The organism is Pedobacter psychrodurus (assembly GCF_032678585.1).
GTDB classification, from domain to species: Bacteria; Bacteroidota; Bacteroidia; order Sphingobacteriales; family Sphingobacteriaceae; genus Pedobacter; species Pedobacter psychrodurus_A.
On sequence record NZ_JAVTSN010000011.1, the window covers coordinates 16,442 to 38,372 of the forward strand.

The 21,931-nt window shown below is 38.4% G+C and carries 21 protein-coding genes and 1 pseudogene; 17 read left to right on the forward strand and 5 right to left on the reverse strand.

The window, feature by feature from the left end:
* Positions 1 to 202 precede the first annotated feature (202 nt).
* From R2S57_RS09100 to R2S57_RS09135, 7 genes and pseudogenes are all read left to right on the forward strand, one after another.
* Positions 203 to 622, forward strand: a complete 420-nt coding sequence (locus R2S57_RS09100; RefSeq protein WP_316844735.1) for a cobalamin B12-binding domain-containing protein — start codon at positions 203 to 205, stop codon at positions 620 to 622.
* Between the two features lie 4 nt (positions 623 to 626).
* Positions 627 to 1,406 (forward strand): enoyl-CoA hydratase/isomerase family protein, encoded by a 780-nt coding sequence (locus tag R2S57_RS09105; protein WP_316844736.1) that lies wholly within the window; start codon positions 627 to 629, stop codon positions 1,404 to 1,406.
* Between the two features lie 166 nt (positions 1,407 to 1,572).
* A pseudogene (locus R2S57_RS09110) lies at positions 1,573 to 2,973 on the forward strand (sigma-54-dependent transcriptional regulator).
* Between the two features lie 69 nt (positions 2,974 to 3,042).
* Positions 3,043 to 4,092: an AI-2E family transporter gene (locus R2S57_RS09120; protein ID WP_316844737.1), complete on the forward strand. Its 1,050-nt coding sequence runs from the start codon at positions 3,043 to 3,045 to the stop codon at positions 4,090 to 4,092.
* Between the two features lie 73 nt (positions 4,093 to 4,165).
* The gene (locus R2S57_RS09125; RefSeq protein WP_025142262.1) at positions 4,166 to 4,432 is read left to right on the forward strand and encodes a YtxH domain-containing protein; all 267 of its coding nucleotides are present in this window, start codon (positions 4,166 to 4,168) and stop codon (positions 4,430 to 4,432) included.
* A 51-nt stretch (positions 4,433 to 4,483) separates the two neighbouring features.
* Complete coding sequence (locus R2S57_RS09130) at positions 4,484 to 4,861, forward strand: phage holin family protein (RefSeq protein ID WP_316844738.1); 378 nt, start codon at positions 4,484 to 4,486, stop codon at positions 4,859 to 4,861.
* Entirely contained in the window at positions 4,848 to 5,285 is a 438-nt protein-coding gene (locus R2S57_RS09135) for a hypothetical protein (protein WP_316844739.1), read from the forward strand. The genes R2S57_RS09130 and R2S57_RS09135 overlap by 14 nt, the downstream gene beginning before the upstream one ends.
* 178 nt (positions 5,286 to 5,463) lie before the next feature.
* Here the strand turns inward: R2S57_RS09135 and aspS are convergent, their stop codons facing one another.
* Positions 5,464 to 7,209 (reverse strand): aspartate--tRNA ligase, encoded by a 1,746-nt coding sequence (aspS, locus tag R2S57_RS09140; RefSeq protein WP_316844740.1) that lies wholly within the window; start codon positions 7,207 to 7,209, stop codon positions 5,464 to 5,466.
* A 135-nt stretch (positions 7,210 to 7,344) separates the two neighbouring features.
* Here aspS and R2S57_RS09145 point away from each other — a divergent pair, with 135 nt between their 5' ends.
* Positions 7,345 to 7,674, forward strand: a complete 330-nt coding sequence (locus tag R2S57_RS09145; RefSeq protein ID WP_316844741.1) for a type II toxin-antitoxin system HigB family toxin — start codon at positions 7,345 to 7,347, stop codon at positions 7,672 to 7,674.
* 2 nt (positions 7,675 to 7,676) lie between these two features.
* Positions 7,677 to 8,033 carry a type II toxin-antitoxin system HigA family antitoxin gene (locus tag R2S57_RS09150; protein WP_316844742.1) on the forward strand — a complete coding sequence of 119 codons (357 nt, stop codon included), beginning with the start codon at positions 7,677 to 7,679 and terminating at the stop codon, positions 8,031 to 8,033.
* Here the strand turns inward: R2S57_RS09150 and R2S57_RS09155 are convergent, their stop codons facing one another.
* The gene (locus R2S57_RS09155; RefSeq protein ID WP_316844743.1) at positions 8,034 to 8,438 is read right to left on the reverse strand and encodes a hypothetical protein; all 405 of its coding nucleotides are present in this window, start codon (positions 8,436 to 8,438) and stop codon (positions 8,034 to 8,036) included.
* A 635-nt stretch (positions 8,439 to 9,073) separates the two neighbouring features.
* Here R2S57_RS09155 and R2S57_RS09160 point away from each other — a divergent pair.
* The 5 genes from R2S57_RS09160 to R2S57_RS09180 all read left to right on the forward strand — a co-directional run bounded on the left by R2S57_RS09160 (position 9,074) and on the right by R2S57_RS09180 (position 12,926).
* Positions 9,074 to 9,583 (forward strand): RNA polymerase sigma factor, encoded by a 510-nt coding sequence (locus R2S57_RS09160; protein WP_410479070.1) that lies wholly within the window; start codon positions 9,074 to 9,076, stop codon positions 9,581 to 9,583.
* The gene (locus tag R2S57_RS09165) at positions 9,576 to 10,103 is read left to right on the forward strand and encodes a hypothetical protein (RefSeq protein ID WP_316844745.1); all 528 of its coding nucleotides are present in this window, start codon (positions 9,576 to 9,578) and stop codon (positions 10,101 to 10,103) included. The genes R2S57_RS09160 and R2S57_RS09165 overlap by 8 nt, the downstream gene beginning before the upstream one ends.
* Before the next feature lie 174 nt (positions 10,104 to 10,277).
* The gene (locus R2S57_RS09170) at positions 10,278 to 11,564 is read left to right on the forward strand and encodes a hypothetical protein (protein ID WP_316844746.1); all 1,287 of its coding nucleotides are present in this window, start codon (positions 10,278 to 10,280) and stop codon (positions 11,562 to 11,564) included.
* A gap of 68 nt (positions 11,565 to 11,632) precedes the next feature.
* The gene (locus R2S57_RS09175) at positions 11,633 to 12,178 is read left to right on the forward strand and encodes a TlpA disulfide reductase family protein (protein WP_316844747.1); all 546 of its coding nucleotides are present in this window, start codon (positions 11,633 to 11,635) and stop codon (positions 12,176 to 12,178) included.
* Between the two features lie 118 nt (positions 12,179 to 12,296).
* Positions 12,297 to 12,926 carry a Pr6Pr family membrane protein gene (locus R2S57_RS09180; RefSeq protein WP_316844748.1) on the forward strand — a complete coding sequence of 210 codons (630 nt, stop codon included), beginning with the start codon at positions 12,297 to 12,299 and terminating at the stop codon, positions 12,924 to 12,926.
* On the opposite strand, the gene R2S57_RS09185 is transcribed toward R2S57_RS09180, so the two are convergent.
* Positions 12,923 to 13,813 carry a bestrophin family protein gene (locus R2S57_RS09185; RefSeq protein WP_316844749.1) on the reverse strand — a complete coding sequence of 297 codons (891 nt, stop codon included), beginning with the start codon at positions 13,811 to 13,813 and terminating at the stop codon, positions 12,923 to 12,925. The genes R2S57_RS09180 and R2S57_RS09185 overlap by 4 nt on opposite strands.
* A gap of 150 nt (positions 13,814 to 13,963) precedes the next feature.
* Between R2S57_RS09185 and R2S57_RS09190 the strand changes: the two genes are divergently transcribed.
* Positions 13,964 to 15,487 (forward strand): MFS transporter, encoded by a 1,524-nt coding sequence (locus R2S57_RS09190; RefSeq protein WP_316844750.1) that lies wholly within the window; start codon positions 13,964 to 13,966, stop codon positions 15,485 to 15,487.
* Between the two features lie 11 nt (positions 15,488 to 15,498).
* Complete coding sequence (locus R2S57_RS09195; protein WP_316844751.1) at positions 15,499 to 15,750, forward strand: DUF6814 family protein; 252 nt, start codon at positions 15,499 to 15,501, stop codon at positions 15,748 to 15,750.
* 345 nt (positions 15,751 to 16,095) lie between these two features.
* Here R2S57_RS09195 and R2S57_RS09200 read toward each other — a convergent pair whose 3' ends face one another.
* Both R2S57_RS09200 and R2S57_RS09205 read right to left on the reverse strand, forming a co-directional pair.
* A complete protein-coding gene (locus tag R2S57_RS09200; protein ID WP_316844752.1) occupies positions 16,096 to 17,280 on the reverse strand; it encodes a class I SAM-dependent rRNA methyltransferase in 1,185 nt (394 codons plus the stop codon).
* Between the two features lie 164 nt (positions 17,281 to 17,444).
* Entirely contained in the window at positions 17,445 to 18,461 is a 1,017-nt protein-coding gene (locus R2S57_RS09205; protein WP_316844753.1) for a LacI family DNA-binding transcriptional regulator, read from the reverse strand.
* 263 nt (positions 18,462 to 18,724) lie between these two features.
* On the opposite strand from R2S57_RS09205, the gene R2S57_RS09210 reads away from it, so the two are divergent.
* The gene (locus R2S57_RS09210) at positions 18,725 to 21,913 is read left to right on the forward strand and encodes a TonB-dependent receptor (protein WP_316844754.1); all 3,189 of its coding nucleotides are present in this window, start codon (positions 18,725 to 18,727) and stop codon (positions 21,911 to 21,913) included.
* Positions 21,914 to 21,931 lie beyond the last annotated feature (18 nt).

Consider the following 21,931-nt stretch of genomic DNA (forward strand, 5'->3'; position numbering starts at 1 on the left):
AGGTTTATTAGCCTATGGTTGATCGTTAATAGCCCAGAACTTCATTATAATACGATGAAAAGATTAATACGATAGTAATGTAAGCTAAATCGCTGCCGAAAACAACAGCTATAAACAATGAGCCATCAACCATCATCAACATCTATCCTATTTCTCAATTACCTAATAAATTCAATACATTTACATCAACTTAATATTCACTATGAGCAAAGTATTAAACCGGCCCATACGCGTTTTGGTGGCTAAAGTTGGATTAGATGGTCACGATAGAGGGGCCAAGGTAATTGCAACTTCTCTACGCGATGCAGGTATGGAAGTAATTTATACCGGCTTGCGCCAAACACCAGAAATGGTGGTAAACACCGCACTTCAGGAAGATGTTGATGCCATCGGGATTTCTATCCTTTCGGGTGCACACATGACCGTTTTCCCTAAAATTATTCATTTTATGAAAGAAAAACAGATGGACGATGTGTTGTTAACCGGTGGGGGGATTATTCCGGAAAGAGATCGGTTAAAACTTGCTGAAATGGGCGTTGGGGAATTATTCCCGCCCGGCACAACCATGGCCAGTATTGTAGAATATATTCAGAATTGGGTTACAGAAAACAGAAATTTTTAAAGCTATGGCATATCAGAATTTAATATCAGAAGTAAAAGAAAACATTTTATATCTTACCATCAATCGTGAAAAATCGTTAAATGCTTTAAATAGAGATACTTTGGCAGAACTGGCGGATGCCATTGCTTTTGCTGGAAAAACCGACGAAGTAAGAGGTGTTATTTTAACCGGCGCCGGAGAAAAAGCTTTTGTGGCTGGTGCCGATATTAAAGAGTTTTCTGATTATAGTGGTAAACAGGGAGAGGAATTGGCTAAACATGGCCAAGATCTGGTTTTTAATGCCATCGAAAATTCCCCAAAACCATTTATTGCGGCAATTAACGGCTTTGCCCTGGGCGGCGGACTGGAACTTGCCATGGCCTGTCATATGCGCATTGCATCAGACAATGCGAAGCTAGGCCTACCTGAAGTTACCTTAGGACTCATTCCAGGATATGGCGGTACACAACGTTTAACGCAGCTGGTTGGAAAAGGCAAAGCGATAGAAATGATTACTACAGCAAACATGATTACAGCTACAGATGCTGAAAAAATAGGCCTCGTGAATTATGTTGTTCCACAAACAGACCTCATCGGCAAAGCACAGGAGATCCTAAACGTAATTAAGCAACGGGCACCTTTAGCCGTTTCGGCCGCCATAAAATCGGTCATTGCATCGGTAAATAACAATAATGGCTATGCTACGGAAATTGAAGCCTTTGGTAAAAGTTTTGAAACTGCCGATTTTAAGGAAGGTGTAAGCGCATTTGTTGAAAAAAGAAAAGCAATATTTTCAGGCAAATAGCGGCCACGTAGTATTAATTCTATTTCTTTAGTATTAAAAAATAGAAAATATTTTTCATTATAGTATTTTTTGAGTAATTATGTATGATCTAAAATGCTTATTTCAATCATTTTGACTCATCCCACTTAATTATTCGGGGTTCTTTTTAGGGTTAAAGATCCTATTAATGAAAAACAAGATACTGATAATCGACGATGAAATAAATATCGGCTTATTGCTTTCTAAATTTTTAACTAAAAATGGTTTTGAGGTATTAAATAGTACCACAGGCATTGCCGCACTAGAAATTCTGAATAAAGAAAAGTTCGATCTGATTTTATGCGACTACCGTTTGGGTGATACAGATGGTAAAGAAATTTTAGCGTACATAAAAGAAAACCACCCTGCAACAGGCGTTATTATTATCACCGGTTATTCGGATATTAAGCTTGCTGTCGAACTCATAAAACTTGGTGCTTACGACTATATTGTTAAGCCCTTATATCCTGATGAGATATTAAATACGATTAATAAAGCGTTGGAAACCCCACAAATAAAAAGTACCGGCAACAAAAACGAAACGGTTGATTTATTTCCTCAATCTCAATATATTAATGGCAAGAGTAGTGCCTCAAGAAATCTTTTAATCCAGATTAACTTAATTGCTCCTACAAATTATAGTATTATTATAACCGGAAAAAGTGGTACAGGAAAAGAATGTGTAGCTAAAGCCATCCATTTAAACAGTTTACGCAAAGCCGGAAGCTTTGTTGCGATGGATTGTGGCTCTTTAACAAAAGAATTGGCTGCAAGTGAATTTTTCGGACATGAAAAAGGGGCTTTCACCGGTGCGTTATCTACAAAAATAGGGCACTTCTAACAGGCCAATGGCGGAACATTATTTCTTGATGAAGTGGGTAATTTATCCTACGAGATTCAGGCTATTTTGTTGAGGGCAGTTCAGGAGCGAAAAATTAAACGGATCGGCAGTACAAGGGAGATTGATTTGGATGTCAGGATTATTATCGCAACGAATGCAAATTTGACAGACTGTATACAAAAGGGAACATTTAGGGAAGATTTATATCACCGCTTTAATGAATTTTCTATCCATGTGCCTTCTCTAAAAGATAGAGGTAAGGATGTGCTCACGTTTGCAATTTTTTTTCTAACAGAAACAAATGAAGAGTTAAATAAAAACATTAAATCTTTTTCTAAGGAAGTTAAAAATAGTTTCTTAAATTACGACTGGCCTGGTAATGTACGCGAGCTCAGGAATGTAATTAGGCGGGTTGCCCTACTTACAAAGGGGAATCAGATTGAAGCCAATGTTTTACCTTTTGAGTTAGAAACAGCTCATTATTCAAAAAACCAACATCGGGAAAAAAAACTGCCCCAACCTAAAACCAAACCTGGCAATAAACCAAAACACTTAAAAAGTACCACTCAGGAGGCTGAGTATCTGACTATTTTAAGCGTTCTGAAAGAGGTTAATTTTAATAAAACCAAGGCTGCAAAAATTTTAAATATCGACAGAAAAACACTTTATAATAAAATCAAAGTGATCAAATTTGGTGAGGAGACATAAATTAAAAATTACTGCAAACAAAATCGGTCATTTTAGCATTTAAAGTATATCCCCAATGATCTAAATAACATGTCAGTATTCTCCTATAAACAGCGTAATAACATCAACCTTGTGATTATTATTGCGCTTGGGGTATTAATAGCCTACTCTTTGCAAGGTATTTTTAGCGCCATTTTAAGCACTTTGGTGCTGTATACCATTATGCGTCCGGCCTATATTCATTTCGCCGAAAATAAAGGGTGGAATAAAAGGCTTGTCGCCATTTTGCTGATTAGCGTAAGCATTATTCTAATTGTACTGCCATTTTATGCACTAAGTAGCATGGTGATCAGCAAAATATCAGAACTAAGGAGCAATGAGATCTTTTTTAAAAATCTGTTGGTGAAATTACAGCATCTGGTTCCCGTTAAAATCAATCAGGAGCTTATTCAAGACGGTTTAAACCGTATAGGTAATTGGGCTACGCAATTGTTCCCCTCGCTCATATCAAGTGCTGTAAATATTGTATTGAGTTTGTTGGTGATGTACTTTTTACTCTACTTTATGTTGATTGAGCGGAAGAAATTCGAATTTTCGCTGGTAAAATATGCCCCTTTTAGAGAACAGAATGCGCTACGTTTTGGCGATGAAATGAAAAATACCACCTATGCAAATGTTTTGGGCCAGGGATTGATCTGTTTGGTACAAGGATCGCTGGTAAGTCTTTCATTTTATGTACTGGGCTACAAAGATCCAATTTTTTGGGGTGTAATAACCACTTTTATTTCATTTGTACCTGTTTTGGGCCCACCCGTAGTTTTTGTTCCGGCGGCCATTTTACAAATTGCAAATGGCAATAACTTTGCTGGCTGGGCCATGCTTATTTTCGGTTTTGTGGTCATTATTAACATCGATAATGTACTGAGGTTTATCATTGCGAAAAAAGTTGGCAACATTCACCCTATAATTACAGTAATTGGCGTAATTATTGGTATTCCTTTATTTGGAATATTGGGACTTGTTTTTGGTCCGTTATTATTATCTTATTTTATATTGCTCGTTAAAATTTATGAGACGAGTACGCTTGCATCAGAAAGATTGGAAAGAATTAAAACAAATACTGAGCATAGCGAGTTATAAATATAGCTTAACAATAAAATAATGTAGTAGTTTTATACTGTAATAATTGTTAAACCCCTTAAAATACATAATTATGAACGATAACTCAAAAGTTGTAGTTGCGCTTTTAGCAGGATTAGCTGCAGGTGCTGCGCTAGGAATTTTATTCGCACCAGATAAAGGTGATGAAACACGCGATAAATTAAGCCAATCTTTAAAAGATTTGGGCGATTCTATCAAAGATAAAGCTGCAGACGAAATTAATAACCTTGCCAGTTTAAAAGATAAAGTGGTAAGCTCAATCAAAACAAAATTAAGAAGCGTAGAAGAAGAATATAGCGACGACGTAGAGCACGCTTAATCAATAAATTGTATAGCCGGGTATTTTGCCCGGTTAAACCTCATCTGAATTATGCAGGAAAATAAAGATAAAAGTATTGAAGATCTGGTAGATGATGCGAAAGGCTTTTTGGAAGCCCGCGTTGAATATACCAGGCTTTATCTAGTAGAAAAAGTATCGAAAATTTTTGCCGATTTAGTAACCAGCACGGCAGTTATTGTCTGTTTTATCCTGGCCTTTTTATTTGGCTCGGTAACATTGGCACTTTACCTATCGGATGTTTTGGGCAGTTATGCCGGAGGCTTTGGCTGTGTTTCTTTGTTCTATATCCTTTTGGCCATAATCGTTTATTTAACCAAAGATAAGTACATCGAGAAAGCAATTATTAATGTTGCCATTAGAAAATACTTTGATAAACTTGCAGATAAGGAGGAAGATGAAAAGGTATAAAGACATCCGTAACCTGGAAGACCTGCAGGCTAAAAAACTAGAACTTAAGGTGGAGTATACGCTTAAGCAGAATATGCTTAAATCTGATGCAAAAACTTATTTCCACCAATTTACATTGGGGGCATTGATTAAAAGATATGCCACACCAAGTAATTTGTTTAAGGCCGACGACAAGTTAAATATTAGCGGCACAGCAATGTCATTACTCTTACCCATGTTTATGAATAAAACCATATTCAGGGGTGCGGGCTTTTTAACCAAAGCTGCCGTTGGTTTAATCTCAGGTAAAGTTGGTAAATCGCTGGATGCCGAACATCTTTCAGCTATTTTTAATTCGGTGAAAGGCTGGTTCGGTAAAAAGAAAGAGAAAAAAGACAAAAAATTTATCGATTATGGCATTCCGCCGGATAGCGAAACGTATTAGTTTTTAGTTCAATGGTCCACTAGCTATTGGTTCATTCGTTAGCAAGGTGACAAAAATCAAAAGCCTCAGGATTTTAAATCCTGAGGCTTTCTTATTAAAAGATTATAGTACACTTGTATATGGGAAGCGCTATATAGACATCCAGTCCAATGAACCAATGACCACTGAACTAATGAACCTATAAATCCGTCTTAATTTTAAGTTCTTTCAACTGTTTATCATCAATCGTACTAGGGCTATCAATCATTACATCCCTGCCTGAATTATTTTTAGGGAAGGCAATTACATCACGGATTGAATCCAAACCAGCAAAAATTGAGGTTAAACGGTCGAAACCGAATGCAATACCACCATGTGGCGGTGCACCAAATTCGAAAGCATCCATCAAAAAGCCGAACTGTTTTTGCGCTTCTTCAGCACTGAAGCCTAAATGTTTAAACATTAATGCCTGTAATGACCTATCGTGGATACGGATTGATCCACCACCAACTTCGGTTCCATTGATTACCATATCGTAAGCATTAGCACGTACATTTTTAGGATCGGTATCCAATAATGCAATATCTTCCGGTTTTGGCGAAGTGAACGGATGGTGCATGGCATGGTAACGTTCGGTTTCTTCATCCCATTCTAAAAGCGGGAAATCCAATACCCAAAGTGCAGAAAATGTATTCTTATCACGCAAGCCTAAACGGTTACCCATTTCTAAACGAAGTTCGTTTAACTGTTTACGCACTTTATCGGTAGAACCTGCTAAAACCAACAATAAATCGCCTTTTTCTGTTGCAAAAGCCTCGCTCCATTGTTTAAGGTCTTCTTCGTTGAAGAATTTATCAACAGAAGATTTAACGCTTCCATCTTCGTTATGGCGGGCATAAATCAAACCTGTAGCACCAATCTGCGGACGTTTGATAAAATCGGTTAATTCATCTAATTGTTTACGTGTATAACTTGCAGCACCTTTTGCATTGATACCCACAATCAATTCAGCATTATCAAAAACAGGGAAACCCTTTCCTTTTACCAAATCGTTAAGCTCTACAAACTGCATGTCAAAACGGGTATCGGGTTTATCAGATCCATATAAACGCATTGCATCAGCATATTGCATGCGCGGCACTTCTGGCAGATCGTAATTACGTACTTCTTTAAATAAAGTGCGGATTAAACCTTCAAAAGTATTTAATATATCTTCTTGTTCGATGAACGACATTTCGCAGTCGATCTGGGTAAACTCAGGCTGACGGTCGGCTCTTAAATCTTCATCTCTAAAACATTTTACAATCTGGAAATAACGGTCGAAACCGGATACCATTAACAATTGTTTGAAAGTTTGCGGCGATTGCGGCAAAGCATAAAACTCACCTTCGTTCATGCGGCTAGGCACTACGAAATCTCTTGCACCTTCAGGTGTTGATTTGATTAAAACGGGTGTTTCTACCTCGATAAAATCCAAAGCATCTAAATAACGGCGAACCGATTGTGCCATTTTATGACGTAAAACCAGGTTATTGCGAACCGGATTACGGCGCAAATCCAAATAGCGGTACTTCATGCGCAACTCATCACCACCATCGGTTTCATCGTCGATCATGAAAGGAGGCAATTTTGCAGCATTTAAAATCTCCAGACCAGAAATTTTTATCTCTACATCACCGGTTGCCATTTTTGGGTTTTTGTTGCTTCTTTCTACAACGGTACCAATGGCTTTAATTACAAACTCACGGCCCAACGAACGTGCGGCTTCGCAAAGTTCGCGGTTATCATCCATGTTAAAAACCAACTGAGTAATACCATAACGATCGCGGATGTCGATAAACGTCATACCGCCCAAATCTCTTGATTTCTGTACCCAACCACATAGCGTAACACTTTCGCCTAAGTTATTTAGGTTTAATGCACCACAAGTTACTGTTCTTAACATATATTGTAATCTAAATTGAGCGGCAAAAATACCGATTTTGTTTTAAAGTTGGCGCTATAGGCGAAGGTTTTTGAAGTAGCGTTTTAAGTAAGCAATAAAGTTTGCAAATTGAAAACTTTTAACTATATTTGATTAATGAAAATTTTAGTGAAGAAAACTATTCTGCATTATGTTAAAGTCTACCCTTTAGCGGAAATGCCATTATTAGTTTGGTTTCATGAATTCAGCAAGATACGGCTCGATAATTTTAATCAGCTTAAAAGTGTATATGGAAATGCAAGTATTGTAGCAAACAATCGGGTTATTTTCAACATTAAAGGCAATGATTTTAGATTAATCGTGTCTGTAAATTTTATACAGCAGGCCTGTTATGTGATCTGGTTTGGAACACATAAGGAATATGACAAAATTGATGTTGAAACGATTGCCTTTGACACGAAAATTTTAACGGATAATGATCTATAGTGATGAATTGGAAAATATTAAAAAACGAAACCGACTACAATAAGGCATCAATAAGATTGATGGAAATTTTTCATGCAGCACCCAACACTCCTGAAGGTGATGAGCTAGAATTATTACTCGTTCTGGTAAAAGATTTTGATGAAAAAAATTATCAATTGCCAGAATTGGATGCTTTAGAAGTAATTAAATATAAAATGAAAGAAATGGGGGTAAAGGCTAAAGATCTTGAGCCAATTATAGGAAGTAAGGGGCACGTCTCAGCAATATTATCAGGAAAAAGAGATATTACTTTAAAAATGGCACAAAAACTAAAAAACTATTTCAGCATCCCATCTGATGTATTTCTCCATTCTGCCTAATTAATATTTCTCCTCCAAAACGATTTCAATTGCTACAACCTTCCACTCCCCCTTAACATTTTTCCAATGGTAAATTTCTTCAGTTTGTATGGTCTGTTTTTTTGAGAAGATCAGCAGATTAGGTTTTAAAACAACCGATTTACGCGCAATTTTCTCAGTAAAAATTTCATCTTCAACAGAAGATTTAATGCGGTAATAGCTCGTATGGATTTCTTTAATACTTCCAAAATACTTTTTTAAATCGATTGTATAATCGCGTTTATTAAGCGCTATACCTTCAGCAGGTGTAAAGGTAAAACCTTCGTCGAATATTGTGGTGTAAGCCGTTACATCTTTATTTTCTAAAGCCTTATCGGCTTTTTGGTGTATCTCGTTTATTGCTGAAATGATTAAATCGGTTTCCATGGCATGAAGTTAATTGTTTGTTTCAGAGATTTCAAATTTATGATGATCAGGCCGCTGATTTTCCACAAATGCGAAAAGCATAAAACTGTCTGTTTTCAATTATAAATTATTTCTGATTTTTAGAAAAGAATGCCGGCACTTCATCGGTGCTACAGTCCTGCCATTCGCTTTATCCCGATTGAAACCTGTGGAACAAGCAAACACACCGGAAAACAACAAAAAACAGTATTTAAAATCGGAATGCCGGCTTCTGTCAGGTTTAGTTAAGATCGGAGTTTCCCATATTGATTCATATTAAAAAACCCGATCCGATAGCTATTGGATATCACTTCTGATCCTTCATCGGAACGCGTACCAAAAACGGGACTGAAATTGCTAAAGGCACGGAACTCTACATTTCCCAATCATTATCAATTTTTCATCAGAAAACGAAAGTACATCTTCATGAGAAGAGATATGCTTTCTTTACTCACCACGACAGCATATTTGATCAAACCTTAAAATTGCATTCATATATTTTAATTTTTTTCTACCTTGATGCAACGTTTTAAAATCCCTTATGTCTTATAATCAGAATATTCGAAATTTTGGAAGCCGTATACATCGATAAAAACCTAGAACTCGTAAAAAAATGCATGCAGGGTAGCCGCGCAGCACAGTTTGAATTGTACAAGCTGTATGCAAAGGCCATGTATAATGTGGCGCTGCGCATTTTAAATTACGAGGAAGAAGCCGAAGATGTTTTACAGGAAGCATTTTTGGATGCTTTTACCAGAATTGTAGATTTTAGGCAGGAAACCACTTTCGGGCTTTGGCTAAAGCAGATTGTGATCAACAAATCCATCAATTATCTGCGTAAACGCAAAATGGAATTTGTAAGTACCGATGAAATATCGGAAGTGCCTGATGAGGATAGTTTTGACGACAGCGAAGTGCGGTTGCAGGCTGATGAAGTTAGAGCTGCCATTACCCAATTGCCAGATGGCTATAGGGTGGTATTAAGTTTGTACCTTTTAGAGGGCTACGACCATGAAGAGATTGCACACATTTTAAAAATAAGCGAAAACACGAGCCGCACACAGTATATGAGGGCTAAAAAGAAGTTAAAAAGTATTTTAGAACAGAAAGGGATGAGAGATGAATAATAGATTAGAAACCTTTGTAAAGGAAAACCGTAAAGCCTTTGATGTAATGGAGCCATCGGCAGCACTTTGGGCAAAGATTGAACTGGAATTAGATACAAAAAAGAAAAAAAAACCGCTAAAGCTATATTTATGGATGAGCGCGGCTGCCGCTATCGTGGTGGTTTTCGGTTTAGTTTGGTTATACGCCGGAAGGTTGCAAAACAAAGATTTAGAAATAGCCGACGTTAGTGCTTCGTACGCCAAGAAAGAAGTCCACTTTGCAGGTTTAATTACCGAAAAAAGAGATAGCCTGGCCATTTTTGCTTCTGCAAATCCAGAACTGTACAAAAAATTTACTGCAGATCTGAGAAAGCTTGATGAAGATTATGAAAGATTAAAAGCAGAACTGCCAACTTCGCCCAACCAAACTTTTGTGGTAAAGGCGATGGTTAAAAACCGCGAAATACAACTGCAGTTATTAAAACAACAATTATTAATTATAAACCAGGTTGACGACTACAAAAGGGTTAACCAGATTTAAGCTGAAAGTAGCAAATGCTAAATAAGTAGTAAGAAAACTAGTCTTGATACCCGATTCGCACTACTTGATACTTGATTCAACATACTTGATACCATTAGGAGAACGCTCACCACATTAAGTTGCTTATCGCCAGCCGGCAGGCTTTAAGCCATAAAATGTTTAACAATTAACAACATGAAAACAATAAAAATATTTTTAGCCTTTATGGCTTTAATCGCCGTAAAAACCCACGCGCAAGAAGCGGTGCTAAATAGTCCGTCAGAGCAAGTAATTGCGGAGAGTGCAGAGAAATCGTCGACACTGGCGATGGTGAACACCTCGAAATACAAACAAACAGGAAGCGATGCCGAACGTTCTAAATCTTTCAGCAAGAGTTTTAGTGTAGATAATAACGACAAAATTAATCTGAGCAATCAATACGGATCAATCACCATTAAAACCTGGGATAAAAAAGATGTACGTGTTGATGTAGACATTAAAGCCTATAGCAACTCAGACAATGATGCGCAAAAATTGATTGATGGCGTAAGTATTGACGCTTCTAAAAACGGTGATGTGGTTAATTTCAGAACCAATATGGGTGATAGAAACGGACGTTATGGCCGTGGCGTGAAAAATGGCGTAACCACCTGGCGAAGGGAAGTAAAAGTAAACTATGTGGTGTATATGCCAGCGGTAAACCCACTTACGGTTTCGCAAGAATATGGCAATGTAGAACTCGGCAATTTTTCTGGTCCAACTTCATTAAAAGTAGAATATGGTAATCTGGTTGCGGGCAATTTAAGCAATGTAAACAACTACATCAATGTGCAGTATGGCAAATGCGATATTCAGGATCTGAATGCTGCTGTGGTAAAACACGAATATAATGGCCCGGTAACCATTGGCGCTGTTGGCACCTTACAGCTTGATGCAGAGTATGTTGCTGTAAATATCAATACCATCAGGAAATCGGCTGATATTAAAATACAATATGGTAAAGGTTTAACCATTGGTACCATTGGCGGCAACCTGCTTTTAAATTCAGAATATGCCAAAGTAAACATCAATACGGTTAGAGGAAATACGGTTGCTAAACAGGCTTATGGCGATTTAAATATTGCATCGGCAGGCAAAATAGCCGTAAATGCAGAATATTCGAACGTTACTTTAGGCACCCTGAATGGTGATGCCAACATCAACATGGATTATAACCGCTTAAGCGTAAATGAAATTACTCCAGCCTGTAAAAACTTCACCTTTGGTGGTGAATATGTAAGCATCGGTTTGGGTTTTGCAGACCGTTATAATGCCAACTTCAATGTTTCTACATCTTATGCAGGTTTTAAATACGGTTCGAACGTAACCTCGAACATGGTGAGTAAAGATGATGAAACCAAAAAATACTCAGGTAAAATTGGGAGCGGGGGTGGAGCAAACGTATCTATTAAAACAGAGTACGGTTCAGTTACCTTTAAATAAGAATTTCCAAGCTAAACAAACCCTAAAGTCCTGCCGTTTTGGTGGGACTTTTTTTATATTTAGCCCCGATGAAAATTTATCTGATCATTTTGCTTTCTGTTTTTAGCCTACCCTTATTGGCGCAAGATGCCCCGGTTAAATGGGCTACACAAGAAACTTTTTTTGAAGATTTATCAGAAAAAGATCTTCCTGCGTTTAAGGGACTAACCATCAATAAAAAGTCATTCTCCAATGCAGATCTAAAAAACCAGATTGTAGTAATTAATTTTTGGTTTGAAAAATGCCCGCCATGCATCGCCGAAATGCCTGAATTAAATAAATTGGTAGCGAAATATGGGACAAATGGAGCGAGATTTATCGGCATCACGCATGATTCCCCTGCAAGTGCAAGGCGCTTTCAAAAAAGAAATGGTTACAGATATGAAATCGTATCCTTAAGCAAGGATGAAATCCGAAAACTAAATATCAATCATGGTTTTCCATCAAATGTTCTGGTTGGGAAGGATGGAAAAATTGTTTTTGCGACGGCCAATATTTCATTCTCTGATCCTCAATTTAAAGCTAAATCGATACTGTTTGAGGAAAAATTAAAGGCGATAATAGCTGGCGGGTAATACATCTGAAAAAAGGAGAATAAAAATAGCTGAACTGGAAATAAAGTCCGCTAAATTTAATTCATTCCTATTAAATTCTTAATTTTCTGTCACACTGAAGTTAACCGAGTGTGCGCTTATGGATTTAAAAGAAAATTTCAGGCCTTTTGTAATTTGTGCAGCCATTCTGGTATGGTTTTCCTTAGGGCTACAATTTGGGGTGAGCTTAGCGCTTTCAGGCGGAGATTATCCTGCGACAATAAAGGTATTTTTATCTTACTTTACCATAACCACGAATATCATTGTGGCCATTTGTTTTACCCGGCTATCTTTTTTTAAACGGGACCAAAGCAATCATTTATTTTCAAAAGCGTCTACCTTAACAGCCATAACCGTTTATATTGTAGTGGTGGGGTTAATTTACAACGTAATGCTCAGGGGGCTGATTTTACCAACAGGCTGGGCAAGAGCGGCTGACGAACTTTTACATGTGGTAAGTCCTTTGGTTTTCCTGCTCTTTTGGATATTTTTTGTTAAAAAGGCCAGTCTACTATATAAACAGGCCATCACCTGGCTTATTTATCCATTGCTTTATGTTGTTTTTGTCGTGATCAGGGGCTACCTCATCAATAAATATCCTTATCCATTTATTGATGTGGCACAGCTGGGTTATCCTAAAGCCATTCTGAATGCCATTATAGTAATCTTTATCTTTTGGCTCCTATCTCTCTTGTTCATCTTTATCGGAAAGAAAACAGCTAAAGCTTAGAGAATATATTCATCATTGATTGGTTTAATTGGCTCCGGAATATTGTCTTCTTCCAGCATCTGCAAAAGATTAATCTCTATGGTTCTGGTAATCTGATTAAGGGGAACACCTGCCGAATTATTTTCGAAGGGATTAACCAGGCTCATGCCATTAATCTGAGTAGATACAAATACAAAACCGATTAACCAACCCAAAAATATAGCTGCAGGACCTGCATCCTGACTGATAACCAGGGTAAAGGTGACTACAAATAACCAGATAAACACCTTGGTTAGATAGGTATAGGTTGTGGGGAATATGGTGTTTTTGATCCTTTCGCTCATTCCCATCGAATCAGAGAAACGGGTTAACATTTCGTTGATCTCAATAAAGCGGAAGCCATCAATTGCATTTGCTTTCGACAGTTTTTGCAAATCCCTGGATTGGATATTTAAAATCGCATTGTGCGCGTTGTTGTGTTTTCCGATTTCCTTTAAATCTGCTTCAGATAGGTACTTGGTATAAATTTCGTCGACAGTGCCTCTCAAATTGGCCTTTAGCGCATATAAAAAAGCAATATGTCTGTAGATCATGCGTTTTATACTTTCTTCATCCTCATCAACATAATTGATCAAAGCCCTTGCAAAAGAGCGGGAATCGTTTACAAAGGCGCCCCATATTTTTCGGGCTTCCCACCACCTATCGTATGCCTGGTTGTTATTAAAACCAATAAAAAAGGCAATTGCTGTACCCAATACGGTTGGAATAATTGACGGGATAGAGAAATGATGGGCAATTAAATACTCACGGACAAAATAAGCCGCAGTACAAGAGGCGATCATAATCAGATCAACATGCCATGTATTTCTTAAAATTCTACTTAACCTGATATTTTGTATTAAAAGCATATAATCTGAATGGAAAACAAATAAGTTACGGTTGAAAATACAAAACTAAAGTCGAAATGTTTGAGATTGTAACAAATTAAATCACAGACAGTACAGGTTGCCAATTGTGATGCAAATGTTTATCTTGGGAAACCAAATATTCTTTTTCTTATGAGCGAAACCTTACCCAAGAACAATATCTTTAAAGTAATCGGGGCATCATCTTTAGGTACACTGATCGAATGGTACGATTTTTACATTTTTGGTAGCCTCGCGGTTATTATCGGCCACCAATTATTTCCTGAGGATGCAGGCGCATCGGCCTTAATTAATACCCTCGCTATTTTCGCCGCTGGTTTTATCGTCCGACCATTTGGTGCATTGGTATTTGGCAGGCTTGGCGATTTAATAGGCAGAAAATATACTTTTTTACTCACGCTGGTATTGATGGGTGGATCGACGTTTTTTATCGGTTTAATTCCCTCTTATAAAAGCATTGGTTATGCTGCCCCGATTTTGGTTTTAATACTGAGACTGATCCAGGGTTTGGCTTTGGGCGGGGAATACGGTGGTGCTGCAACCTATGTAGCGGAGCATGCACCTAAAAATAAACGGGGCTTTTTTACAAGCTGGATCCAAACAACCGCAACCCTGGGGTTATTTCTTTCGCTGGGTATTATCGTGATTACCAAGAATATTTTGGGCGCTGAAACTTTTGGCGATTGGGGCTGGCGGATTCCTTTTCTATTGTCGATCGTATTGGTTGTGGTTTCGATTTACATCCGTATGAAAATGCACGAATCGCCAATGTTTTCAAAGCTCAAGGCTGAAGGAAATGTTTCAAAAAATCCTTTAAAAGAGAGTTTTAATAATAAGGCGAACTTTAAAATGGTGCTACTGGCTTTATTTGGGGCAACCATGGGGCAAGGCGTAATCTGGTACACCGGGCAGTTTTATGCCCAGTCTTTTTTGGAGAATACCTGTAAATTGGATTTTAACGACTCACGGTACATTTTGCTTTGGGGAATTGCCTTTGCTACGCCATTTTTTGTTGTATTTGGGGCCTGGAGTGATAAGGTGGGCAGGAAATGGATCATGTTAACGGGAATGCTTTTGGGAATCCTTTTTTATCGCCCCATTTATCAAACTTTTTTGGACAATACGGATTACACTAAAATCGAGCAAACAGATATTTTATCGTCAACGCCAGCACCGGTAAACTCCGTTTTGATTGCGAATTCGACAGATAGTTTAATGACGGTTTCTACCAAGATCATGCTTAAAAACGGTGCCTCTTTTAATAGAGTTCAAACCGACACCGTTTCTGCAACAAAAGGTATTCTTTTAGGCAAAGAAATATTGAAGGATAAAATTTTGCCAACCCCGGTTTTCTGGAAATTCGTCGGTTTGATTTTCTTCCAGATTTTATTGGTCACCATGGTGTATGGACCGATTGCGGCTTTTCTGGTGGAATTGTTCCCAACTAAAATCAGGTATACTTCAATGTCTTTACCATATCATATCGGCAACGGTGTTTTTGGTGGTCTTGTTCCGTTTATTGCGACTTTGATAGCCAGTTTTTCGGGTTCTACCCCACTTTCAGGGCTTTGGTATCCGATAGGTATCGCAACCTTAAGTTTAATTATCGGAACAATTTATTTATCGAACAAAAGAGACGAAAACATTAACGACTAGATACCAAGAAAATGAATACGTTAAAGAAATTTTTAGGATTGGTTTGGATGGTTTTAGGCCCATTAACCATGACTTTTCTGTTTATCCAGGCGATAGACAAAGTGGGATTGACCCATACTGATATTGAACGCACAAACACCATTCTGCAGTGGGCAATCATCCTCTTTATTTTCCTTCCCATTAGCCTTGGGTTGATGATTTTCGGCTTTTATGCATGGAAGGGTGAGTATGAGCGGTTGCCGGAAAGTTCGGAGGAAATTTAGTGGTTTATGTCGCAAAGGCTACAGGAATATTTTTGACCACAAAGGCACGAAGACACTAAGATCCTTCGAATACGCTATCATTGGCAGACACCAGTAAAGCGATCGTTATCCGATAGCTATCGGATGACTATACTTTGAGGCGATTTACCCCCAAATCTTTTCTCTCATTTATATCGATTTATACAATAAATTACCCCTCAGGACGACAAATCGAGTTAAAATATTTCGTGTTCATCCGTGGCTTAAATAAATTATTGCTTGTGGGTTGCACACGTCAAGGGAGGTAGGTTCTGCACCATGCCAACCAATGAACAAATGACCAGTGAACTAATGAACCATCTTTTACTACAAAACCCTTAACAACAATCCTTTTAAGTATTCCCCTTCCGGAAAAGAAATCCTAACCGGGTGATCTTCTGGTTGGCAGAACTGTTTAATAATCTGAACTTCTTTACCTGCATCAAGCGCGGCCCAGGCAATAATCTGTTTAAAGGTTTCGATATCAACGGCTCCTGAGCAAGAGAAAGTAGCTAACAAACCGCCATTCTCTAACAGCAACATACCTAAACGGTTTAAATCTTTATAAGCTCTGGCAGCACGGTCCAATGCCGAACGCGATGGTGCATATTTAGGTGGATCCAAAACAATTACATCAAATAATTCTCCAGATTCTTTAAACGCGCGGAGTTGTTTGTTTACGTCAGATTGAATGGTGGTTACCTTTTTTACATCAAAATTATTTAAGGTTACGTTTTGTTTTAGCGTTTCGACGGCTAGGCACGAACTATCTACACTGGTGATGCTTGCCGCTCCGTTAGCCAAACTGTTTAAGCTAAAACCACCACTGTAACTGAAACAGTCTAAAACTTTTTTACCTTTTGTATAGCTGGCTAAAATATGCCTGTTATCGCGTTGATCGCAATAAAAACCAGATTTTTGTCCTTCGGCAATATTGATGTTATAAGTGATCCCGTTTTCTTTAACCGCTAAAAATTCTGGTGGATTTTCGCCCCAAAGCAAACCGTTTTCGATGGGTAAACCTTCGTGGGTACGAGCTGTGGCATCACTTTTATCGAAGATTCCTGTTGGTTTTAATTCGGCTTTTAGTATTTCTACAATCGCTGTTTTTACTTTTTCAATCCCAGAACTTAGAATCTGTAGCGATAGGAAATCGGCGTATTGATCAACAATTAAACCTGGAAGAAAATCAGCCTCACTAAAAACCAAACGGCAAGTATTGGTTTGTTCACTTAAAATAAACTGGCGTGAAGCAATGGCTTGTTTTAAGCGGTTCTCATACCAACTCTTATCGATTGTTTGTGTTTCATCCCATTCTAACAAACGGACTGCGACACGTGAATTGCTGTTGTAATAGCCATAGGCCAGAAATTCATTGTCGAAAGCAAAAACTTTTACCACATCACCATCTTCGGGTTTTCCCTTAACTTTTTCCAGTGCACCGGAAAATACCCATGGATGTCTTTGTAATGCTGCTTTTTCTTTGCCTTTTTTTAATGTGATTTCTACCATAGTGCAAAGGTAATAATTAGTTTGGAGTTGGGGGTTGGGAGTTTGGAGTTCATTCATCAGCCTGCACTGCTAACGCTAAATACCCTGTGCCGGAGGATAAGTTTGGAGTTGAGCGCTGGGAGTTTGGGGTGCTGCGCATCAGCCCAACCGTCATACGCTTAGCGCTACTGCTTCGCTATCTTCACCAGTTCGGTGTCCAAAACTTTAGTTTCAAATTCCGCGATGGGTCTTTTGGCTTCGATCATCGAAATCAATAATTCGGTAGCTACCTGCCCCATTTCGAAAGCAGGCTGTTTAACTGAAGTTAGCGACGGCGAAAATAATTCGACCAGATTAGAGTTGGTAAAACCTGCAATGGCAATTTTGTGGGCTACTTCAGGATTGGTTTTCTTTAAAGCCATAATACAACCTGTTGTCAGGCGATCGCTTGAAATAAAAATCCCGTCAGGTTGTAAGGGTAGGAGTTCTTTAACAGCCTGCTCCAGTTCTGCGCTATGCATGCCACCATGCTGGCAATATTTAACCAGTTCGGGTCTGAATTCGATATGATATTTACCCAAAGCTGCTTGGTAGCCTTTAAGCCTTTCTCTCGTTATCGAAAGATTTTCGGAATTGGTTAGGTGAGCAATGGTTCTTTTTCCTGATAAAATCAGATGCTCTGTTGCATCAAAAGCACCTTTGAAGTTATTTGCGATTACCTTATGGGTTTCAAAATCTTCCGGTACGCGGTCGAAAAAAACAATTGGCAGGCCTTTGGCATACAAACTTCTTAAGTATTCAATATCCTGTGTTTCAGAAGAAAGGGCAATCAACAAACCATCGATAGAGCGCGAGGCTAAGTGTTCAACATTCAGTTTTTCCTGTTTATACGATTCGTGACTTTGAGAGATAATTACATGGTAATCTTTATCGTATGCGATCGATTCAATCCCGTTGATCACCTGAGAAAAAAAGTTGTTGGCAATTTCACTTACAATAATACCTATAGCGTAACTGCGGCGTTCCTTTAAGCTTCTGGCAATGGGATTGGCACGATAATTTACCTTTTCCGCGTATGCCAAAACAAGCTTTTTAGTCTCTTCACTAATTTCGTAACGGTCTCTTAAAGCCCTGGAAACTGTAGAGGTAGACAGCCCTAATGCTTTAGCAATATCTTTTATGGTAGATGTTTCAAATCTCATTTTCGCGGTGCGTACAAGTTACAAAAAATATCTCTTTAAGGGTGTTTAATCACCAACATTAATAAACGTCTAATTAACGTTTTTGGGAACGTTTGCACACTTTTTTAGTTAAATCTGGTTTCATTTGCTTTTTAGTTTGTAAAATTGTTATGCCAACATAACCAAATATAAACCAACTATAACATCCCGAAATAGAATTATATTCTATCTGCAAACCATTGCAGTATCTAAATAACCAAATCGTTTCAAACAAATTAATAATTATGAGCAAAGTTTTACTCTTATTTACATTTCTTTCTTTTCTCGCATTATCCGAAGCTCAGGCACAGAACAGACAGCTTACCGGAACGGTGAAAGATAAAAAAGACAGCCAGTCTTTGGTTGGCGTTAGTGTAACTATCGCAGGTTCAAAAAATGGAACCAGTTCCGATGCAAATGGTGTTTTTAAAATCACTATACCTGCAAAGGGAACGGTTTTAACTTTTACTTACATTGGTTATAAAACCAAAAATGTTACGGTAACCAACGAAACGAAACTTTCTGTTTCTTTAGATGAAGATGCAAATAATCTTGAAGAGGTAACGGTAAACATCGGTTATGGTACCGTACGTAAAAAAGATTTAACCGGGGCAGTAGGTTCAGTAGGGGCATCGGTAATTGCAGCAGCCCCTGTTTCTTCGGCATTGGAAGCCATACAGGGCCGGGTTGCAGGCGTAAGTATTGCATCAACTGAAGGTTCGCCAAATGCAGAATTAGTGGTACGCCTTCGGGGAGGGGGTTCAATTACCGGCGATAATACTCCACTTTATATCGTTGATGGTTTTCCTGTCAACTCCATCGCAGATATCGCTCCACAGGACATAGAGAGCATCGATATCCTAAAAGATGCATCATCGGCAGCCATTTATGGCTCAAGAGGAGCGAATGGCGTAATCATGGTGACTACAAAAAACAGCAAGGATGGTAAAACGGCCATAAGTTTAAATGTGTTTGGCGGAGTAAGAAATCTTGCCAACAAACTGGATGTACTTACACCTTATGATTATGTAACCTGGCAATATGAGCGTTCACTTCTAGACAAATCGCCAACAGACTACACCAAGTATTTCGGCAACTACCAGGACATCGATTTATACAAAAATGTTCTTGCGAATGATTGGCAGGAACTTGTTTTTGGACGTACGGGCAACACTTTCAACTCCAACTTAAGCATTAGCGGTGGTGGGGAGAAAACCAAATATAGCATCAGTCATAACTTTGTTAAAGACAAAGCAATTATGCAGCTTTCTGATTTTGAAAGACAGAATCTGAACTTTAAATTGAACCATAAGTTATTCAAAGGACTTACCCTGGATTTGGGCTTTAGGTATTCTGATGCGAAAACCAACGGCGGGGGGACCAATGAACAGAATGAAGTTTCCTCTGCAGATTCACGCTTAAAATTTGCGATGATTTACCCGCCTTTTCCTGTGCCTGGATTAACAACTACTACTGAAACTGATGATGAGTTTAACCTTTACAATCCTTTGGTTTCAATTTCCGACAATAACCAATTCACCCGTCGCAAGGCATACAATATTAATGGTGCCCTGAGTTACGATATTATTGACAATTTAAGATTACGTTCTGAAGTTGGAATTGATGATGTTAGAAGTAACCAGGACCGTTTTTATGGCACAACAACCTATTATGTAAGAAATGTTCCTTCGGCAGAAAACCAGAATCTACCTGCCATTATTTTCACCAACGCAAGCACCAATACCTTTAGAAACTCGAACACCTTAAATTATAATTTTAATAAAATCATAGGCAACAAGCACAATTTAAATGTAATGGTGGGACAAGAGTACATGACAACGGAATCGGGCACACTCAGTAATGTTGTGCACGGATTTCCTAAAACATTTACTTTCGAACAGGCCAGGGTTTTATCTACCCAGGGAAAAGCAAACACGATCGACAACAATTTTTCTAACGACAACAATCTGTTCTCGTTTTTCGGAAGGGCCAATTATGATTATGCAGGCAAGTATTTAATTAGTGCAACCTTCAGGGCCGATGGATCATCTAAGTTCTCTCCAGGAAACCAATGGGCATATTTCCCATCTGTTTCTGCCGCATGGAGGATCTCGCAAGAGGACTTTATGAAAGGAACAAAATCATGGCTCAGTGATTTAAAATTGAGGGCGAGTTATGGTAGCGCAGGTAATAACAATATTCCAGTTGGACAAACGGTTCAAAGTTTCCAGAATTCTGTTACTACCTGGGTAAATGGCTTTAACAATTACTGGGCTGCATCTAAAGTGATGGCTAACCCTGATCTTAAATGGGAAACCACCATTACCCGGAATATAGGATTGGATTTTGCCTTGTTTAATTCTAAAGTTACCGGTACAATAGATGCATACTCAAACAGGACCAAAGATTTATTAATCCTTTTCCCTGTGGGCGGAACGGGTTATGATAACCAATACCGGAACCTTGGGTCTACACAAAATAAGGGTTTAGAATTTTCTTTAAACTGGAATGCTTTGCAGAAAACCAATTTTGACCTCTCATTTAACGCAAATATCAGCTTCAACAGAAATAAGGTACTTTCATTGGGTTCGGTTAAAAACATTAACGCCTCATCTGGCTGGGCTTCAACAGAGGTAGGTGTAGATTATTTAGTTGAAGAAGGCGCATCTGTAGGAAGAATATATGGTTATCGCAGTGCCGGCAGATATGAAGTATCTGATTTTACGGGTTACAATGCAACAACAGGCAACTGGACATTAAAACCTGGTGTAGTAGATGCTACTTCATTTATCGGAACAATCCGCCCAGGTTCTATGAAAATCGAAGATATTTCCGGCGATGGAAAAATTGATTTATCAGACAGAACAATTATAGGCAATGCGAACCCATTACACACTGGCGGTTTCTCTGTAAATTCAAGAGTTTATAACTTTGATATCGGGGCCTATTTTAACTGGAGTTATGGAAACGACATTTACAATGCCAACAAAATAGAATATACCTCTACAAGTAAGTACAGTTCCAGAAACATGATATCGGAAATGGCAACAGGAAACCGATGGACCAACCTGCGCGCAGATGGCACCATTAGCAACGACCCTGCAGAACTTTCGGCTATGAATGCAAATACCACATTATGGTCGCCATACATGAAAACATTTGTGCTGAGCGATTGGGCAGTTGAAGACGGTTCGTTCTTGAGGTTATCTACCCTAACATTGGGTTACACCTTACCGGCAAAAATATCGGAAAAACTAAAAATGAAAAAGTTTAGGATATATGCCTCTGCTTATAATTTATGGTTGCTAACAAACTATTCGGGCTTTGATCCGGAAGTTTCTACGCGTCGCAAAAACCCGTTAACACCTGGTGTAGATTATTCTGCTTATCCAAAAAGCAAATCGTTCGTTTTCGGTGTAAATGTTAATTTCTAAGTATATCGTTTAATATAA

What these genes read in the sequence shown, in the direction of transcription:
- R2S57_RS09100 (WP_316844735.1), top strand. Translation starts at nt 203, where the DNA reads ATGAGCAAAGTATTAAACCGGCCCATACGCGTTTTGGTGGCTAAAGTT.
- R2S57_RS09105 (WP_316844736.1), top strand. Translation starts at nt 627, where the DNA reads ATGGCATATCAGAATTTAATATCAGAAGTAAAAGAAAACATTTTATAT.
- R2S57_RS09120 (WP_316844737.1), top strand. Translation starts at nt 3,043, where the DNA reads ATGTCAGTATTCTCCTATAAACAGCGTAATAACATCAACCTTGTGATT.
- R2S57_RS09125 (WP_025142262.1), top strand. Translation starts at nt 4,166, where the DNA reads ATGAACGATAACTCAAAAGTTGTAGTTGCGCTTTTAGCAGGATTAGCT.
- R2S57_RS09130 (WP_316844738.1), top strand. Translation starts at nt 4,484, where the DNA reads ATGCAGGAAAATAAAGATAAAAGTATTGAAGATCTGGTAGATGATGCG.
- R2S57_RS09135 (WP_316844739.1), top strand. Translation starts at nt 4,848, where the DNA reads ATGAAAAGGTATAAAGACATCCGTAACCTGGAAGACCTGCAGGCTAAA.
- aspS (WP_316844740.1), bottom strand. Translation starts at nt 7,209, where the DNA reads ATGTTAAGAACAGTAACTTGTGGTGCATTAAACCTAAATAACTTAGGC.
- R2S57_RS09145 (WP_316844741.1), top strand. Translation starts at nt 7,345, where the DNA reads ATGAAAATTTTAGTGAAGAAAACTATTCTGCATTATGTTAAAGTCTAC.
- R2S57_RS09150 (WP_316844742.1), top strand. Translation starts at nt 7,677, where the DNA reads ATGAATTGGAAAATATTAAAAAACGAAACCGACTACAATAAGGCATCA.
- R2S57_RS09155 (WP_316844743.1), bottom strand. Translation starts at nt 8,438, where the DNA reads ATGGAAACCGATTTAATCATTTCAGCAATAAACGAGATACACCAAAAA.
- R2S57_RS09160 (WP_410479070.1), top strand. Translation starts at nt 9,074, where the DNA reads ATGCAGGGTAGCCGCGCAGCACAGTTTGAATTGTACAAGCTGTATGCA.
- R2S57_RS09165 (WP_316844745.1), top strand. Translation starts at nt 9,576, where the DNA reads ATGAATAATAGATTAGAAACCTTTGTAAAGGAAAACCGTAAAGCCTTT.
- R2S57_RS09170 (WP_316844746.1), top strand. Translation starts at nt 10,278, where the DNA reads ATGAAAACAATAAAAATATTTTTAGCCTTTATGGCTTTAATCGCCGTA.
- R2S57_RS09175 (WP_316844747.1), top strand. Translation starts at nt 11,633, where the DNA reads ATGAAAATTTATCTGATCATTTTGCTTTCTGTTTTTAGCCTACCCTTA.
- R2S57_RS09180 (WP_316844748.1), top strand. Translation starts at nt 12,297, where the DNA reads ATGGATTTAAAAGAAAATTTCAGGCCTTTTGTAATTTGTGCAGCCATT.
- R2S57_RS09185 (WP_316844749.1), bottom strand. Translation starts at nt 13,813, where the DNA reads ATGCTTTTAATACAAAATATCAGGTTAAGTAGAATTTTAAGAAATACA.
- R2S57_RS09190 (WP_316844750.1), top strand. Translation starts at nt 13,964, where the DNA reads ATGAGCGAAACCTTACCCAAGAACAATATCTTTAAAGTAATCGGGGCA.
- R2S57_RS09195 (WP_316844751.1), top strand. Translation starts at nt 15,499, where the DNA reads ATGAATACGTTAAAGAAATTTTTAGGATTGGTTTGGATGGTTTTAGGC.
- R2S57_RS09200 (WP_316844752.1), bottom strand. Translation starts at nt 17,280, where the DNA reads ATGGTAGAAATCACATTAAAAAAAGGCAAAGAAAAAGCAGCATTACAA.
- R2S57_RS09205 (WP_316844753.1), bottom strand. Translation starts at nt 18,461, where the DNA reads ATGAGATTTGAAACATCTACCATAAAAGATATTGCTAAAGCATTAGGG.
- R2S57_RS09210 (WP_316844754.1), top strand. Translation starts at nt 18,725, where the DNA reads ATGAGCAAAGTTTTACTCTTATTTACATTTCTTTCTTTTCTCGCATTA.